At 72.6% G+C, this 15,383-nt stretch carries 12 protein-coding genes and 1 other RNA gene; 11 read left to right on the plus strand and 2 right to left on the minus strand.

Translation table 11 applies throughout. The features are described from left to right. The first annotated feature begins 87 nt into the window (after window positions 1–87). Window positions 88–570 (plus strand): SsrA-binding protein SmpB, encoded by a 483-nt coding sequence (smpB, locus tag ACH45N_RS07750; RefSeq protein ID WP_377227948.1) that lies wholly within the window; start codon window positions 88–90, stop codon window positions 568–570. Between the two features lie 89 nt (window positions 571–659). Then, window positions 660–1,028: a transfer-messenger RNA gene (ssrA, locus tag ACH45N_RS07755) on the plus strand. 113 nt (window positions 1,029–1,141) lie between these two features. Here the strand turns inward: ssrA and ACH45N_RS07760 are convergent. Beyond that, window positions 1,142–1,624, minus strand: a complete 483-nt coding sequence (locus ACH45N_RS07760; protein WP_397392734.1) for a hypothetical protein — start codon at window positions 1,622–1,624, stop codon at window positions 1,142–1,144. 533 nt (window positions 1,625–2,157) lie between these two features. Between ACH45N_RS07760 and ACH45N_RS07765 the strand changes: the two genes are divergently transcribed. The 5 genes from ACH45N_RS07765 (at window position 2,158) to ACH45N_RS07785 (ending at window position 9,500) form a co-directional block, all read left to right on the plus strand. Next, entirely contained in the window at window positions 2,158–4,038 is a 1,881-nt protein-coding gene (locus tag ACH45N_RS07765) for a propionyl-CoA synthetase (RefSeq protein ID WP_397392736.1), read from the plus strand. A 133-nt stretch (window positions 4,039–4,171) separates the two neighbouring features. Continuing rightward, window positions 4,172–6,118 (plus strand): beta-N-acetylhexosaminidase, encoded by a 1,947-nt coding sequence (locus ACH45N_RS07770; protein WP_397392738.1) that lies wholly within the window; start codon window positions 4,172–4,174, stop codon window positions 6,116–6,118. Then, window positions 6,115–7,677, plus strand: a complete 1,563-nt coding sequence (locus tag ACH45N_RS07775; RefSeq protein WP_397392740.1) for an amidohydrolase family protein — start codon at window positions 6,115–6,117, stop codon at window positions 7,675–7,677. Before ACH45N_RS07770 ends, ACH45N_RS07775 begins: the two co-directional genes overlap by 4 nt. 141 nt (window positions 7,678–7,818) lie before the next feature. Beyond that, a complete protein-coding gene (locus tag ACH45N_RS07780; RefSeq protein ID WP_397392742.1) occupies window positions 7,819–9,066 on the plus strand; it encodes an alanine racemase in 1,248 nt (415 codons plus the stop codon). 29 nt (window positions 9,067–9,095) lie between these two features. Continuing rightward, complete coding sequence (locus ACH45N_RS07785) at window positions 9,096–9,500, plus strand: RidA family protein (RefSeq protein WP_397392744.1); 405 nt, start codon at window positions 9,096–9,098, stop codon at window positions 9,498–9,500. A gap of 101 nt (window positions 9,501–9,601) precedes the next feature. Here ACH45N_RS07785 and ACH45N_RS07790 read toward each other — a convergent pair whose 3' ends face one another. Further along, the gene (locus ACH45N_RS07790; RefSeq protein ID WP_397392746.1) at window positions 9,602–10,576 is read right to left on the minus strand and encodes a DUF4349 domain-containing protein; all 975 of its coding nucleotides are present in this window, start codon (window positions 10,574–10,576) and stop codon (window positions 9,602–9,604) included. Between the two features lie 308 nt (window positions 10,577–10,884). Between ACH45N_RS07790 and ACH45N_RS07795 the strand changes: the two genes are divergently transcribed. From ACH45N_RS07795 to ACH45N_RS07810, 4 genes are all read left to right on the plus strand, one after another. Then, window positions 10,885–12,039, plus strand: coding sequence for an ROK family protein (locus ACH45N_RS07795; protein ID WP_397392748.1), 1,155 nt, complete (start codon window positions 10,885–10,887; stop codon window positions 12,037–12,039). A 90-nt stretch (window positions 12,040–12,129) separates the two neighbouring features. Continuing rightward, complete coding sequence (locus ACH45N_RS07800) at window positions 12,130–13,422, plus strand: extracellular solute-binding protein (RefSeq protein WP_397392750.1); 1,293 nt, start codon at window positions 12,130–12,132, stop codon at window positions 13,420–13,422. A 136-nt stretch (window positions 13,423–13,558) separates the two neighbouring features. Next, on the plus strand, window positions 13,559–14,509 hold the full coding sequence (locus tag ACH45N_RS07805; protein ID WP_397392752.1) for a carbohydrate ABC transporter permease: 951 nt from the start codon (window positions 13,559–13,561) through the stop codon (window positions 14,507–14,509). Then, a complete protein-coding gene (locus ACH45N_RS07810; RefSeq protein ID WP_397392754.1) occupies window positions 14,506–15,360 on the plus strand; it encodes a carbohydrate ABC transporter permease in 855 nt (284 codons plus the stop codon). The genes ACH45N_RS07805 and ACH45N_RS07810 overlap by 4 nt, the downstream gene beginning before the upstream one ends. The last annotated feature ends 23 nt before the right edge of the window (window positions 15,361–15,383 follow it).

Consider the following 15,383-nt stretch of genomic DNA (forward strand, 5'->3'; position numbering starts at 1 on the left):
GCCTGGCCGGGGTGGACCGGGCGCGTAAACTGGGACGTCGCGCCACCCGCAGCGGGTGTCTCGCGCCCGCAACCCCGGAGGGAGACCATGGCCAAGAAGAACGTCGACGACCCGCGCAAGATCGTGGCGAACAACAAGAAGGCCCGTCATGACTACGTGATCGAGGACGTCTTCGAGGCCGGACTGGTGCTCTCGGGCACCGAGGTCAAGGCGCTGCGGATGGGGCGCGCGTCCCTCACGGACGGTTACGCCGCCATCGACCGCGGCGAGGCGTGGCTCGAGAACGTGCACATCCCCGCGTACTTCCAGGGCACGTGGAACAACCACGCGCCGCGGCGCCGGCGCAAGCTGCTGCTGCACCGCGAGGAGATCGCGCGCCTGGAGTCGAAGTCGCGGGAGAAGGGACACACCCTCATCCCGCTGTCGCTGTACTTCCTGGACGGCCGCGCCAAGGTCGAGATCGCGCTCGCGCGAGGCAAGAAGGAGTACGACAAGCGCCAGACCCTGCGCGAGCAGCAGGACATGCGGGAGGCCCGGCGGGCGATCCGGCACAAGGAGATGCTCGGCTGAGGAAATAACGTTCCCTGCCCGGGTGTTGATCACCTAGACTGGGAACACTCCACGGGCGAGAGCTCGGGGAGCTGGTTGAAAAATCCATAGGGGCTGATCGGTTTCGACGGTGGTCGTGCTTCGAGGAGAAGCGGGCCGAGGATGCAGGCTTATCTCGTAAACGATGCCTGTAAACCAATAGTTGCCGATAACTCGCGCAACGACTTCGCCCTCGCCGCCTGAGCGAGCCCGAAGTCCGTGGGCCCGGAGTCTGCTTTCGCTCCGGTAGTCCGCGTCATCTAGAAAGCCACTGCTCGTAGCTCTCGTCATCGGGGCCACGGGAACACTTAGATGACTGGGCCTGTCCGCGAACGTGTCTGCGCGAGCGCGGGGGCCGAGAAAATCCATAGCAGACTGCGCCCGGAGAAGTCCTCGTTAACCGATACCGGACCCGGGTTCGATTCCCGGCAGCTCCACTCGATAGCCCTGTGGTCGAAGGCCTCGCCGATGTTCCGGCGAGGCCTTCGTCGTGCCCGGGGTCCGTGCACCCCCTGCCCGACGTCGGTGCCCGGTTCTCGACGCCGTGGCTCGCCTACCCGACGTCCTGCAGCGCCGACAGCACCGCGACCGTGTCGGCGCCGTACGTGTCGTCGGCGTAGCGCTGGATGCTGCCGTCGTCGTAGACGACCGTCACCCAGACGTAGCCGTTCTCGACCCAGCCGGTGAGGCCGCCGAGGTCGTCGAACACCTCGTTCTGCAGCTCGTCGGCGTCGGACCCCGCTCCGGCCGCCCCGGCGTCGTCCGGTGCGAGCCGGGGGTCGTCGGGCGACGCGGACGGCTCGGCCGGGGCGGCGCCGGCCTCGGTGAGGTCGAAGGTCTCGCCGTCCCAGGTGCCCTCGACCGTGTACGTGCCCCAGGTGGTGCCCTGCGCGGACTCCTCCGCGTCGACGGCGTCCCAGTCCCACCCGACGATCTCGGGTCCGCCGCACTGGGGCGGGTACGACTCGGCCACGCCGCCCAGGCAGAGCTCGGGCGGGTCGTCGCCCTCCTGGAGCACGGTCGCGACGGCGGTCACGGCGCCCGGCGCTGCGGGCGTGGGCGGCGCGGCCGTCGCCGTGTCGGGGGGCTGGTCTCCGTCCGATGCGGCCCCCGCGGGGCTGCTGGTACCTCCCGGGCCGGCGAGGCCGGCGCACGCGCCGAGGAGCAGAACCCCGGCCAGCCCGGTACCGAGGACACGGAGCGCCGGGACACGGCGGGGCGGTGGGACACGGAGCGGTGGGACACGGAGCGCTGGGACACGGAGCGCTGGGACACGGCGGGGCAGTGGGACACGGCGGGGCAGTGGGACACGGAGCGGTGCGCGAAGCGGGCTCATACCCGGCATGTGTCGCGAGGACGACGACGCTTGCGCGCGGGCCGCCGGTCGGAAGTGCGCTTCTACCCCGCGATCCGGCCCGGAACCAGCTGGATTCCGGGCCGGATGGCGGGGCAGAAGCGCACTTCGCCCGGGCGCCCCCGACCGGCCCGCCCACTCGACGATCCCGCACCTCCGGGGCACACTGGCAGCGGCGCGGACACCGGGGTTCGCGGCGGAGAGCTGGAGGGCCCATGGCCGACTACGCGGACGTCTACCGACGCAGCCTCGCCGACCCCGAGGGCTTCTGGGGCGAGCAGGCGGCTCTCGTCTCGTGGTTCCACCGGCCCACCCGGGTGCTCGACGGCGACGACGCGCCCTTCTACCGCTGGTTCCCCGACGGGCGGCTCAACACCTGCTACAACGCGCTCGACCGGCACGTCATCGCGGGCCGCGGCGACCAGACCGCGCTCATCTACGACAGCCCGGTCACCGGCGACTCCGACACGATCAGCTACGCCACCCTGCTGCAGGACGTCGCGGCGTTCGCCGGCGCCCTCCGCGACCTCGGTGTCGAACAGGGCGACCGCGTGGTGATCTACATGCCGATGGTGCCGGAGGCGGTCGTCGCGATGCTCGCCTGCGCCCGCCTGGGCGCGGTGCACTCGGTGGTGTTCGGCGGGTTCGCCGCGAACGAGCTGGCCGTGCGGATCGACGACGCGCAGCCCAAGGTCGTCGTGTCGGCGTCCTGCGGTATCGAGCCGAGCCGGGTCGTGGAGTACAAGCCGCTGCTGGACCGGGCGCTGGAGCTGGCCGACCACCAGCCGGCGTCGTGCGTGATCCTGCAACGCCCGCAGGCCGTCGCGACGCTCGTCGAGGGCCGGGACCTGGACTGGGCCACCGCGATGCACGCCGGGCGCACCAACCCCGCGCCGTGCGCGGAGGTCGCGGCGACGGACCCGCTCTACATCCTGTACACGTCGGGCACCACGGGCCGGCCCAAGGGGATCGTGCGCGACAACGGCGGGCACGCCGTCGCGCTGGCCTGGTCGATGCGCAACGTCTACGACATCGAGGCCGGCCAGGTCTGGTGGACGGCGTCCGACGTCGGCTGGGTGGTCGGCCACTCCTACATCGTCTACGGGCCCCTGATCGCGGGCGCGACCACCGTGCTCTACGAGGGCAAACCGGTCGGCACGCCGGACGCCGGCGCGTTCTGGCGCGTGGTCGCCGAGTACGGCGTCGAGGCGCTGTTCACCGCCCCGACCGCGATCCGCGCGATCAAGAAGGAGGACCCGGAGGGGATCCTCGTGGCCGCCCACGACACGACCTCGCTGCGGCACCTGTTCCTGGCGGGGGAGCGGCTGGACCCCGGCACCTACGAGTGGGCGGGCCGGATCCTCGGCGTGCCCGTCGTCGACCACTGGTGGCAGACGGAGACCGGGTGGGCCGTCGTCGCCAACCTGCGCGGGCTCGAACCGATGCCCACCCGGCCGGGCTCGCCGTCGGTGCCCGTGCCGGGCTTCGACGTGCAGGTGCTGCTGCCGGACGGCTCGGTCGCGGGACCGAACCAGGAGGGGAGCCTCGCGCTCCGGCTGCCCCTGCCGCCCGGGACCCTGCCCACGCTGTGGCGCGACGACGCGCGGTACGTGTCGTCGTACCTCGCCGCCTTCGACGGCTACTACCTGTCCGGCGACGGCGGCTACGTGGACGACGACGGCTACGTCTACGTGATGGGCCGCACGGACGACGTCATCAACGTCGCGGGCCACCGCCTGTCGACCGGCGCGATCGAGGGGGTGCTGGCGGGCCATCCCGCCGTCGCCGAGTGCGCGGTGATCGGGGTCGCCGACGCGCTCAAGGGGCAGGTGCCGCGCGGGCTCGTGGTGCTCAAGGCCGGCGTCGACCCCGAGGGCGTCGCGGCCGAGCTGGTCGCCGCGGTGCGCGACCAGATCGGGCCGGTCGCCGCGTTCAAGGACGTCGAGATCGTCGCCGGACTGCCCAAGACCCGATCGGGCAAGATCCTGCGGCGCACCATGCGCCAGCTCGCCGACGGCGAGCACCCCGCGGTGCCGTCGACGATCGAGGACGCGGCGGTCCTCAGCGCGCTGGAGCCGATCCTCCGCCGCGACTAGCACGGGCGTGCGGCCACGGCCGATGCTGTCGAACGTAGGGTTGGTCGCTTCATGAGCGCTCGTGCGGCGACCAACCCTACGTTCGACGCCGGCTGCCGCGTTCGGGAAGGGCTGCCGCGCTAGGGTGTGCGGCGTGCACCCGCCCGGAGATCCTGGCCTCGTTCCCCTGCCTGCGTCGACGCAGGTGCCGGGCGGGTCGGCGCTGCTCCGGGACGGCGCGCGCGTCCTGACCGACCCGGCCCTGCGGCCGGCCGCGCGCTGGTGGCGGCGGGTCACGGAGGAGGCCTTCGGGATCGACCTGGTGCCGGTGACCGGGTCCTCCGGTGACGGCGCGGACGGCGGTGCGGACGGCGGTGCGGACGGCGGTGCGGACGGCGGTGCGGACGGCGGTGCGGAGCCCGGCGCGGACCCCGGCGCGGACGGCGGTCCTGCCGGACGGCCCGCCGACGTCGTCCTCGCCCTCGCGGCCGAGCTGCCCACCGGGGGCTACCGGATCGCGGTGACCGGGGCGCCGTCCGGTGCTGCCGTCCGCGTCGACGCCGCGGACCTCGCCGGCGCGCACGCCGCCACGCAGACCCTGCGCCAGCTCGCCGGACCCGCGGCGTTCCGGCGGGCGCCCGCGGACTACCGGGGCACGGGCGGCGGGACGCCGGGACCTGTCCTCCCGGTCGTCCGGATCGAGGACCACCCGCGGTTCGCCTGGCGCGGCGTGCTGCTCGACGTCGCCCGCCACTTCCTGCCGAAGCACGACGTGCTGCGGTTCGTCGACCTCGCGGCCGCCCACCGGCTCAACGTGCTCCAGCTCCACCTCACGGACGACCAGGGCTGGCGCGTGCAGATCGACCGGTACCCGGAGCTGACACGCACCGGGGCGTGGCGGCGCGAGTCCACCGTCGGCACCTGGCGCACGGGCTCCCGCGACGGCCGGCCGCACGGCGGCTTCTACACGCAGGACGACCTGCGTGAGATCGTGGCCCACGCCCGCGACCGGGGCATCACCGTGGTGCCCGAGATCGACGTGCCCGGCCACGTCGAGGCCGCCGTCGCCGCCTATCCCGAGCTCGGCACCCGCAAGGACCGCAGCGGCGTGCGCACCACCTGGGGCATCAGCCAGGACGTGCTCGACCCGTCCGAGGGTTCGCTCGCGTTCTTCCGGCACGTGCTGGACGAGGTGCTGGACGTCTTCGACTCGCCCTGGATCGGCCTCGGCGGCGACGAGGTGCCGCCGACGCTCTGGCGCGAGTCGCCGCGGATCGTCGAGCGCGCCCGGGCGCTCGGCCTGTTCGGGCCGGACGGCGCGGTCGACGTCGGCCTGTTGCACGGCTGGTTCGTCGCCCGGCTCGCGGAGCACGTGTCGGCCGCCGGCCGTCGCGCCGTCGTCTGGGACGAGGCCGTCTCGCCCATGCTCCCGCGCGACGTGATCGTCACGTCCTGGCGCGGGTACGCCCAGGGCGCGGCAGCGCTCGCGGCGGGGTACGACGTCGTCATGGCGCCCGAGCAGGCCGTCTACCTGGACCACCGGGCCGGCGACCACCCGGCGGAACCCATCCCGGTCGGCTTCCTGCGCACGATCGAGGACGTCTACTCGTTCGACCCCCTCCCACCCGCGCTGAGTGCTGGCTATCTGTCGGGCGACCGGGCCTCGGACCAACAAACAGCCAGCACTCGACGAGAAGAGGGGCGGTTGCTCGGGGCGCAGGCCCAGGTGTGGACCGAGCACCTCGACAGCGCGCGGCGGGTCGACTACGCGACCTACCCCCGGCTGGCCGCGTTCGCCGAGGTCGTCTGGTCGCCGCGCGGCGACCGGGAGCCGGGCTCGGCGGCGTCGAAGGAGTTCCTGGAGCGGCTGGAGCGGCACCACCTGCCGCGCCTCGACGCGTACGGCGTCGAGTACCGGCCGCTCGCCGGGCCGCACCCCTGGCAGACCCGGCCCGGCGTCCAGGGCTACCCGCGGGACCTCGCGGCCGAGACCGCCGTCGGCGGCTGGGCCGGGCTCGGCGGCTGGCGGGAGGACGGCGGCGTCGAGAACCTGCCGGAGCGGACCCCCTCGGACGAGCCGAGCCCGGAGGGCGACGCGTGACCGGGACGGTGTACGTCCGCGGCGCCCGCCTGCCCCAGCCCGACGGGACCCTGTCCGAACCCCTGGACCTGCACGTCGTGCGTGGCCGCGTCGCGACGATCACCCGCGCGGGCACCCGGGACGACGACGGGCCCGGTCCCCGGACCCTCGACGCGGACGGCCGCGTCGCCCTGCCCGGCTTCGTGGACGCGCACACCCACGCCGAGGCCGCCGTCTTCGAGCCGGACGTGCAGCTCGCGATGCTCCGCCAGGGCATCACCACGGTCGTGACGGGCCAGGACGGCGTGTCCTTCGCGCCGTCCGACCCCGCGACCTACGCCTGGGCGAGCACATACTTCGCCGCGATCGACGGCGACCACCCCGTGTTCGCGGGCGGGTCCGTGGGCGACCTCCTGACGACCTACCACCGCACCGTCCCCGTGAACGTCGCGTACCTCGCGCCCCACGGCACGATCCGGTACCGGGTGCTGGGGGCGGCACAGCGGCCGGCGTCGGACGACGAGATCGCGGCGATGGTGCGCCTGCTGGAGCAGGCGCTGGACGACGGCGCCTGCGGCCTGTCGACGGGCCTGGAGTACGTGCCCGCCGCGTACGCCGACGAGCGGGAGCTGATCGCGCTCGCCCAGGTGGTGGCCGCGCGCGGGCTGCCGCACGTCAGCCACATGCGAGGCTACGAGGACAAGGGCGTCGCGGGCCTGGACGAGCTGCTGCGGATCGCCCGCGCGTCCGGCGCCGCCACCCACGTGTCGCACCTGCACGGCCCCGCGCGGGACCTGCTGGACCACATCGGGGCGGCGCGCGCCGCGGGCCACGACCTGACCTACGACTCCTACCCCTACCTGCGCGGCTGCTCCATCCTGTCGATGGTCTCGCTGCCGACCTGGCTCCCCGTGGCCGACGCCGCCGCGACCGTCGCCGCCCTGCGCGACCCCGCCCTGGCCGGGCGCCTGAACGAGCACTTCGCCGGCCTCACCGACCTCTGGCCGCGCATCACCTTCGCGTCCGTGCCCGGCATGGAGTGGGCGGAGGGGAGGACCCTGCCCGACGTCGCCGCCCGGCTCGGGCGTTCGGCCCCCGACACCGTGGTCGAGATCCTCACGACCACGGAGCTGCGCGCGAGCTGCGTGTTCGCGCAGCCGCCGACGAACTCGCCCGAGTCGGTCCGCACGCTCGCCGGGTACGAGGGCCACCTCGCCGGCTCCGACGCGATCTACTGGGGCGGCCGGCCGCACCCCCGCGGCTGGGGCGCGTTCGCGCGGTTCCTCGACGAGCACGTGCGTCGCGGCTCGTGGAGCTGGTGGGACGCTGCCGAGCACCTGTCGGCCCGCGCGGCGCGGCGGTTCGGCCTCGCCGGCCGCGGCCGGCTCGCGCCCGGGGCCGTGGCGGACCTCGTGCTCGTGGACCCCGGCCGCGTCCAGGACGAGGCGACGTACGAGCTCCCGCGCACCCCGGCCATCGGCGTCGACGACGTGCTGGTGGCCGGGGTGCCCGTGCTCGCCGGCGGGTCGCTCACGGGCGCGACGCCGGGGCACGGCCTGCGGCCCGCCGCGGGGGAGTGACAACCATCCCCTTCGAGGCCCGGCTTTCTCCGCTTTCAGGGGCTTGAAGGCGGAGAAAGCCGGGCCTCGAAGGGGATCGGTGAGCAGCCCGGCGCACGGACCTGGTCGTCGCGACCTCGGCGCGCACGGCAAGATGGGGGCGTGCTGCGCATCGACGACCCCTCGTTCTCCTGGCCCCTGCTGACCCTCGACGAGCCGGCGCTCGACCACAACATCGCCACCGTCGCGGGCGCCTTCGCCGCCGCGGGCGTGGAGCACGCCCCGCACGTCAAGACCCACATGTCCCGCCAGATCTGGGAGCGGCAGGTCGCCGCCGGGGCGTGGGGCGCCACCGTCGCCACGCCCGCGCAGCTCCGCACCGCGCTCGGCTGGGGCCTCCCCGGCGCCGGACGCCGCGCGTTCCTCGCGAACGAGCTGGTGGACCCCCGCGAGATCGCCTGGCTGCGCACCGCCCTGACCGACGGCACCGCCGACGAGGTCTGGGTCTACGTCGACTCCGCGCGCGGCGTCGACCTGCTCGCCGCCGGGTTCGCGGGCGCCGCCCCCGAGGCCGTGGCTCGGCTCGGGGTGCTCGTCGAGCTCGGCGTCCCGGGCGGCCGTACCGGCGTGCGCACCGTGGCCGACGCCGTGGCGCTCGCGCGCCGCGTGCACGACGCCGGGCTGCGTCTGGTCGGCGTCGCCGGCTACGAGGGCCCCGTGGCCGGCGGGACCAGCGCCGAGGAACTGGCCGCCGTCGGCCGCTGGTGCGATGGGCTGCGGGACGCCGGGGCTCAGGTCGCGGACCTCGTCGACGGGCCCCTGGTGCTCAGCGCGGGCGGCAGCGCGTTCGCCGACGTCGTGACCCGGCGGCTCGGCGAGCCCCTCACGGCCGCGGACGGCGGGGGCGTGCCCACCCGGGTCGTGCTCCGGTCCGGCGCCTACGTGACCCACGACCACGGCCACTACCTGCGCACCGACCCGTGGACCCGCCTGGGCGCCGAGCCGCTCCGCCCCGCGATCACGGTCTGGGCCTCGGTGCTGTCCGCACCCGAGCCCGGGCTCGTCATCTGCGGGATGGGCCGCCGCGACGTCTCGTTCGACATCGACCTGCCGACGCCGCTGGTCGTGCGCCCGGCCGACGCCGACGGCCGGCTCGGCGACGCCCGCGAGCTGACCGGCGTGATCGTGACCGCGCTCAACGACCAGCACGCCTACCTGTCCCTCGACCCCGCAGCGGACGGCGCGGCCGACGTCGGGGTGGCAGACGTCGGGGTGGCAGACGGCGCGCTCCGGCCCGGCGACGTGGTCGGGTTCGGCATCTCGCACCCGTGCACCACGCTCGACAAGTACCGCACCGCCCTGGTGACCCGCGGCGACGAGGTCGCCGAGCAGGTCACGCTGAGCTTCTGACCGCACCACCGAACCGCAAGGAGAACCACATGACCGCGAAGACCGCCCTCTCCACCCCGGACGCCCCGGCGCCCGCGCACACCTTCCACCAGGGCGTGCGCAAGGGGCCGTTCGTGCAGGTCTCGGGGCAGGGCCCCATGGACCCGGCGACGAACACGTACGTGCACCTGGGCGACGTGGCCGCGCAGACCACCCGCACGCTCGAGAACGTCCGGGCGGTCGTCGAGGCCGCCGGCGCGACGTTCGACGACGTCGTGATGCTGCGGGTCTACCTCACCCAGCGCGAGGACTTCGGAAAGATGAACGAGGCCTACGGCGAGTTCGTGACCAAGCACTGCCCCGGCGGCGTGCTGCCGAGCCGCACCACCGTGTTCACCGGGCTGCCGCACGAGGAGATGCTCGTGGAGATCGACGCGCTCGCGGTCACCGACTGACCCGGCACGGACCACGGCCCTGACTCGACGAAAGCAGTTCGCCGGGTCAGGGCCGTGGTGCGTCGGCGGGGCGGGGAGGGATGGGCGGGGCGTGTGGGCGGTCAGTCCGCCGGGGCGGGCTCCGGGTCGGCGGCCGGCGGCGTCGGGCCCGTGGACCGGGCCCGGGCGACCTGCCGGCGTACGCCGATCACCGCCAGCAGGACCAGGCCGGCCAGCAGCAGCCACGGCGTGATCGCGCCGAGCACGAGGACCACCACGTTGAACGTGCTCACCAGGGCGCTCCACCCCGCGGACAGGCCGCCGACGAAGCCGCCTGGCCTGGCCTGCGCCGCCGGCGTGCCCTCCGCGACGATCTCGACGTGCAGGGTGGACATCGCCACCTCGTCCGAGAGCCGGTTCCGCTCGGACACCCGCGAGTCCAGCTCGGCCTGACGCGTGGCCAGCTCGGCCTCGATCTCGATGAGGTCGGCGGTGCGGTCGGCGTCGGCCATGAGCTCGCGCAGGCGGTCGGTCGAGGTGCGGAGCGCCTCGATGCGGGCGTCGAGGTCCTGCGCGGTGCCGGTCACGTCCACCGTCTCGACGTGGCGGTCGCGCACGTCACCGAGCTCGTCGAGCGCGTCCAGCGTGGCCGAGACGCGGTCGGCGGGGATGCGGAGCGTCATCGACGCGCTGCCCAGCTCGTCGTCGGTCTCGGCCCGCTCGTCCCGGGCCTCGACGCGGCCGCCCGCGTCCTCGACCAGGTCGGCGATCTGCTCGGCCGCGCCGAACGGGTCGTCCACCACGAGCGTCGCGTTGCCGGTGGTGATGAGCTCGCGGTCGACGGCCTCCTCGCGGGCCTCGGCGACGCCGATGGCGCCGGCGGCCGCGTCGTTCGCTGCGTCGGGCGCCGTCATCTCGCTGCGTGCGGCGCCGCCGTCGGTCGCCGCCTCCGAGCCGCTGGAGCCCCCTGCTCCTCCGCCCGAGCATGCTGCCAGGGACACGGCGAGCGTGCCCCCGACGATCGTTGCCAACAGTGCGTGGACAAGTCGGCGCGCGGGTGGGCCCGCGTCCCCCAGGGCAGACCGGTTGCGCATCATGGGACGAGCGTAGGAGGCCGACGGTGCCGGAACCCGCCTCACCTGAGAACTGTGATCCCTTTGTGAACTTGTGGCCCTGGTGACCCGATTTTTCATCGGTTTTGCACGGTTCTTGATCACGTTCCGGTCACGCCGTGCTCCTCGAGCCCGCGTGCGGCAGGCTCGCTTTCGTCAGGCACGTGAAGTAATCCGTCCACGTCGAACAGGGTGCGTCCCACGCCAGGAGCAGCGTGACCCAAGTAACAGTCTTGTTACGGGTCATACCGGGCAATGGACAGGGACTCTGTTAAGGAGGTCTACTAACAAACATGGCGACGGCGACAGAACGCAGCGGCACCGGGCGAGGGCTCGGGGCACGGCTGCGCGCGACGTCCAAGGTGCTCCCCGAGCACGCCAGGGCGCACAACCGGTCCCTGGTGCTGCAGCACCTCTTCCACGAGGGGCCCACCTCCCGGGCCGACCTCGCACGAGCGACCTCGCTCACCCGCGTCACGATCTCCGACCTGGTCTCGGTGCTCATCACCGAGGGCCTGGTCGAGGAGCTCGGCACGCGGCCCGGCCAGCGCGTGGGCAAGCCCGCGATCCTGGTGGGCCTGCGCACGGACGCCTACCAGATCGTGGCGGTCGACCTCACCGAGCACGGCCACATGCGCGGCGCGGTGCTCAGCCTCACCGGCGAGATCATGGTGCGCCGCCAGCTCGACATCGACGGGCGCACGGGTGACGAGCTGGTCGACCTGCTCACGCGGTTCGTGCGCCGGCTCGTCGCCGCGGCGAGCCACCCGGTGATCGGCGTCGGCGTCGGCTCGCCCGGCATCATCACCCTGGACGGGCGCGTCGTCGAGGCGCCGAACCGCGGGTGGTACGACGTGCCGCTGGCGGAGATCCTGGGCGAGCGCCTGGGCCTGCCCGTGCACGTCGCGAACGACGCGAACACCGCGGCGCTCGGCGAGTTCACCTACGGCGGGGCGACCGGCAGCATGCTCGTGGTCACCCTGGGCGCGGGCGTCGGCGCGGGCGTGGTGGTCGACGGCGTGCGGGTGCACGGCCAGCGCGACGCCGCCGGCGAGATCGGCCACGTGACCGTGGTCGACGACGGCGAGCCGTGCGCGTGCGGCCGGGTGGGCTGCCTCGAGACGGTGCTGTCCGTGCCGGCGCTGCGGCGCGCGGTCGCGGACAAGAGCCCAGAAGATTCCGACGCCGCCCTGGCGTCGGCCGGCCGGGTGCTGGGCGTGACCCTCGCCCCGGTCGTCAGCGCGCTCAACCTCACGGAGGTGCTGCTGAGCGGTCCGCGCGACCTGCTCGACGGCCCCCTGCGCGAGGCTGCGCTGGACACCATCCGACAGCGGACCATGCCGGCCATCAACACCGGCCTGCAGCTGCGGATGGCCGCACTCGACGAGGACGTGGTGCTGGCGGGCGCCGCCGTCCTCGTGCTTTCCGCCCAGCTGGGGGTCTCGTGAGCATCAGTGCGCACGCGTGGGCGGTGGGCATCCCATCGAGCTTTCCCTTTGTTCCGCGACACACGGTCGTATCCCGGGAGGAACCCACACGTGAACAAGAACCGTCTCGTCGGCGCTGCGGCGTCGGCGATCACCCTGACGCTCGCGCTCAGCGCCTGCGGTAACGCCGGCGGTGCCGCCGCCCCCGAGGAGACCGGCCCCGGCGAGGTCCGGGTCTGGCTCGTCGGTACCGACACGCCCCCCGAGGCGCGCGACTACCTGAAGAAGACCTTCGAGGAGGAGAACCCGGGCAGCACCCTCACGATCGAGGAGCAGGCCTGGGACGGCCTCGTCGACAAGTACACGACGGCGCTGGCCGGCTCGGACGCCCCCGACGTGGTGGAGATCGGCAACACCCAGGCCGCCGCGTTCACCTCGAACGGCTACTTCCGTGAGATCACCGCGGACGAGTTCGAGAACCTGGGCGGCTCCGACCTGCTCCCGGGCTTCGTCGAGGCCGGTGACTGGGACGGCAAGCACTACGCCCTGCCGTACTACTCGGGCTCGCGCGTGGTCTTCTACTCCGAGCAGGTCCTGGGCGACACCAAGGTGCCGACCACGCTCGACGAGTACGTCGAGACCGCCGTCGACCTGAAGACGGACGACCTCTCGGGTGTGTACTGGCCCGGTCAGGACTGGTACAACGCGCTGCCCTTCATCTGGGAGAACGGCGGCTACGTCGCCGAGCAGGCCGAGGACGGCACGTGGGACGCCGGCTTCTCCTCCGAGGGCGGCCTCGCCGGCCTGGAGCAGATCCAGACCATCATGACCAAGGGCAACAACGCACCGTCCGACGCACAGGAGACCGACCTGCAGGTGCCGTTCTGCGAGGGCAAGGTCGCCTTCCTCTCGGCGCCGAGCTGGATCCAGTGGTCCATCAACGCGCCCGAGAAGCCCGAGGACCCGGACGGCGTGCCCGGTTGCGCCTCCACCTACGGCTCCGACCTCCAGGGCCTGGCCCTGCCGGGCAAGGACGGCGGCGCCGCGCAGGTGTTCGCCGGTGGCTCGAACATCGCCATCGCGCAGAAGTCGGCCCGTCCCGACCTCGCGATGAGCGCCTACGAGATCCTGCTGAGCGACGAGTACCAGTCCATCCTCGCCGGCATCGGCCTGTTCCCGGCCAAGACCTCGCTCTTCGAGAAGGTCGACCAGTCGACCTCGATCGGCAAGGCCGCCGCCGAGGCCGCCGCCAACGCGAAGCTCACGCCGGCCTCCCCGAAGTGGGCCGACGTCGAGTCGCAGAGCCTGCTGCAGACCGCCTTCTCGCGGATCGCCGCCGGCGACGACGTGAAGACGGTGGCCGAGAAGCTGGACGCCGACATCGAGGCGATCCTCAACAGCTGATCGTCGTCAGCACGACTTCCCGTCCCGCCCGGTGACCCAAGGATCCCGGGCGGGACGGGACACCACTGCCCGTCTGACGCCGTCGGCCGCTCCCGCGCGGAGCCCGGCTGCCGTGCGCCTCGCAGGAAGACAGGACATGAGCTCCCAACTTCTCGACCCACCGGTGGCCGCGCCCCACCAAGAGATCCGGCAGAAGAACCGGACCCCCTACCTGCCGTGGCTGATGCTCTCGGCCACGATGATCCTGCTCGGCGTGCTGACGGGCTACCCCGTCCTCCGCCTCGTCGTGATGTCGTTCCAGGAGTACGAGCGCGCCCAGCTCATGGGCATGCCCGCCGAGTGGGTCGGGCTCGACAACTACATGACGATCCTGACCGACGTCGACGGTTTCTGGACCGTCCTGCTGCGCAGCTTCGTGCTCATGGTCGTCCTCGTGGTGATCACGATGGTGCTCGGCATGCTCGTCGCGCTGCTGATGATGCGCGTCGGCAAGGCCCTGCGCCTCCTGGTGTCGGTGGGCCTGCTGCTGGCGTGGGCCATGCCGTCGCTGGCCGCGACCACCGTGTGGGGCTGGATCTTCGACACGCAGTACGGCGTGGTGAACAACGTGCTCACGGCGATCACCGGGGACCGGTGGTTCGGCTACTCCTGGCTGCTCAACCCGTTGTCGTTCTTCACGATCCTCACCTGCATCGTCGTGTGGGGTGCGGTGCCGTTCGTCGCGTTCACGCTGTACGCGGGCCTGACGCAGGTGCCGGAGGAGGTCATGGAGGCGGCGCAGCTCGACGGCGCGAGCGCGTTCCAGCGCTTCCGGCTCATCCAGGTGCCGTACGTGCGCAGCATCATCACCGTGCTCGTGGTGCTCTCCATGATCTGGGACCTGAAGCTGTTCACCCAGGTGTTCGTGCTGCAGGACATCGGCGGCGACCGCGAGCTGACCAACACCATCGGCGTCTACATCTACCAGATGGGCATGGCCCAGGGGCACTACGGCCTGGCGAGCGCGATCGGCGTCGTCTTCGTCGTCGTCATGCTGGCCATCGCCTATCCCTACGTGCGGCGCACGCTGCGGGAGGACGAGCAGTGATCAAGATCCGTAGGCGCCTGGCCGACACCGGGTACGGCGTCGTCGCCGTCATCGTCTTCGCCCTGTCGGCGTTCCCCGTGTACTGGATGGTCAGTACGTCGTTCCTGCCGAACAACCGGATCCGCGGCGAGAACCTGGCGTTCTTCCCGACGCCGGACGTGTTCACCCTGGACAACTACCGCTCGGCGATGTTCGGCCAGGTCCGGGCACCGTTCCCGCCGGCCGTGGCGAACTCCGTCGGCGTCACGTTCCTGACCCTCGTCATCACTCTGGTCGTGGGCTTCGTCGCGGCGCTGGCCCTCACCCGGTTCCAGTTCAAGGGCCGCCGGACGTTCATCGTGCTGATCCTGGTCGTCCAGATGATCCCGGGAGAGGCGATGATCATCTCGATGTTCCGGATCATCGACGGCTGGCAGCTCCTGAACACGATCATCGGCCTGACCATCGTGTACGCCGCCGGTGTGCTGCCGTTCACCGTCTGGACGCTGCGCGGATTCGTGAACGGTGTACCCAAGGAGCTGGAGGAGGCTGCCATGATCGACGGGTGCTCCCGGGTGGGCGCGTTCTGGCGGGTCACGTTCCCGCTGCTCGCGCCGGGCCTGGTGGCCACCGGCGTGTTCGCCTTCATCCAGGCGTGGAACGAGTTCGTCATGGCGCTGGTGATCATGCAGCGGCCCGACGCGATGACCCTCCCGCTCTGGCTGCGGACGTTCGTGCAGGCCACGCAGGCCACCAACTGGGGTGCGGTGATGGCCGCGTCGGTGCTCATCGCCATCCCCGCGGTGATCTTCTTCCTGATCGTGCAGGGTCGGATGACCGGCGGGCTGGTCTCCGGCGCGGTGAAGGGCTGATGGGCGGTAGGCAGAAGTCCAGA

It is taken from the genome of Promicromonospora sp. NPDC019610 (genome assembly GCF_044389365.1).
In the GTDB taxonomy this organism is placed as follows: Bacteria; Actinomycetota; Actinomycetes; order Actinomycetales; family Cellulomonadaceae; genus Promicromonospora.

What these genes read in the sequence shown, in the direction of transcription:
- ACH45N_RS07805 (WP_397392752.1), top strand. Translation starts at nt 13,559, where the DNA reads ATGAGCTCCCAACTTCTCGACCCACCGGTGGCCGCGCCCCACCAAGAG.
- ACH45N_RS07765 (WP_397392736.1), top strand. Translation starts at nt 2,158, where the DNA reads ATGGCCGACTACGCGGACGTCTACCGACGCAGCCTCGCCGACCCCGAG.
- ACH45N_RS07790 (WP_397392746.1), bottom strand. Translation starts at nt 10,576, where the DNA reads ATGATGCGCAACCGGTCTGCCCTGGGGGACGCGGGCCCACCCGCGCGC.
- ACH45N_RS07795 (WP_397392748.1), top strand. Translation starts at nt 10,885, where the DNA reads ATGGCGACGGCGACAGAACGCAGCGGCACCGGGCGAGGGCTCGGGGCA.
- smpB (WP_377227948.1), top strand. Translation starts at nt 88, where the DNA reads ATGGCCAAGAAGAACGTCGACGACCCGCGCAAGATCGTGGCGAACAAC.
- ACH45N_RS07785 (WP_397392744.1), top strand. Translation starts at nt 9,096, where the DNA reads ATGACCGCGAAGACCGCCCTCTCCACCCCGGACGCCCCGGCGCCCGCG.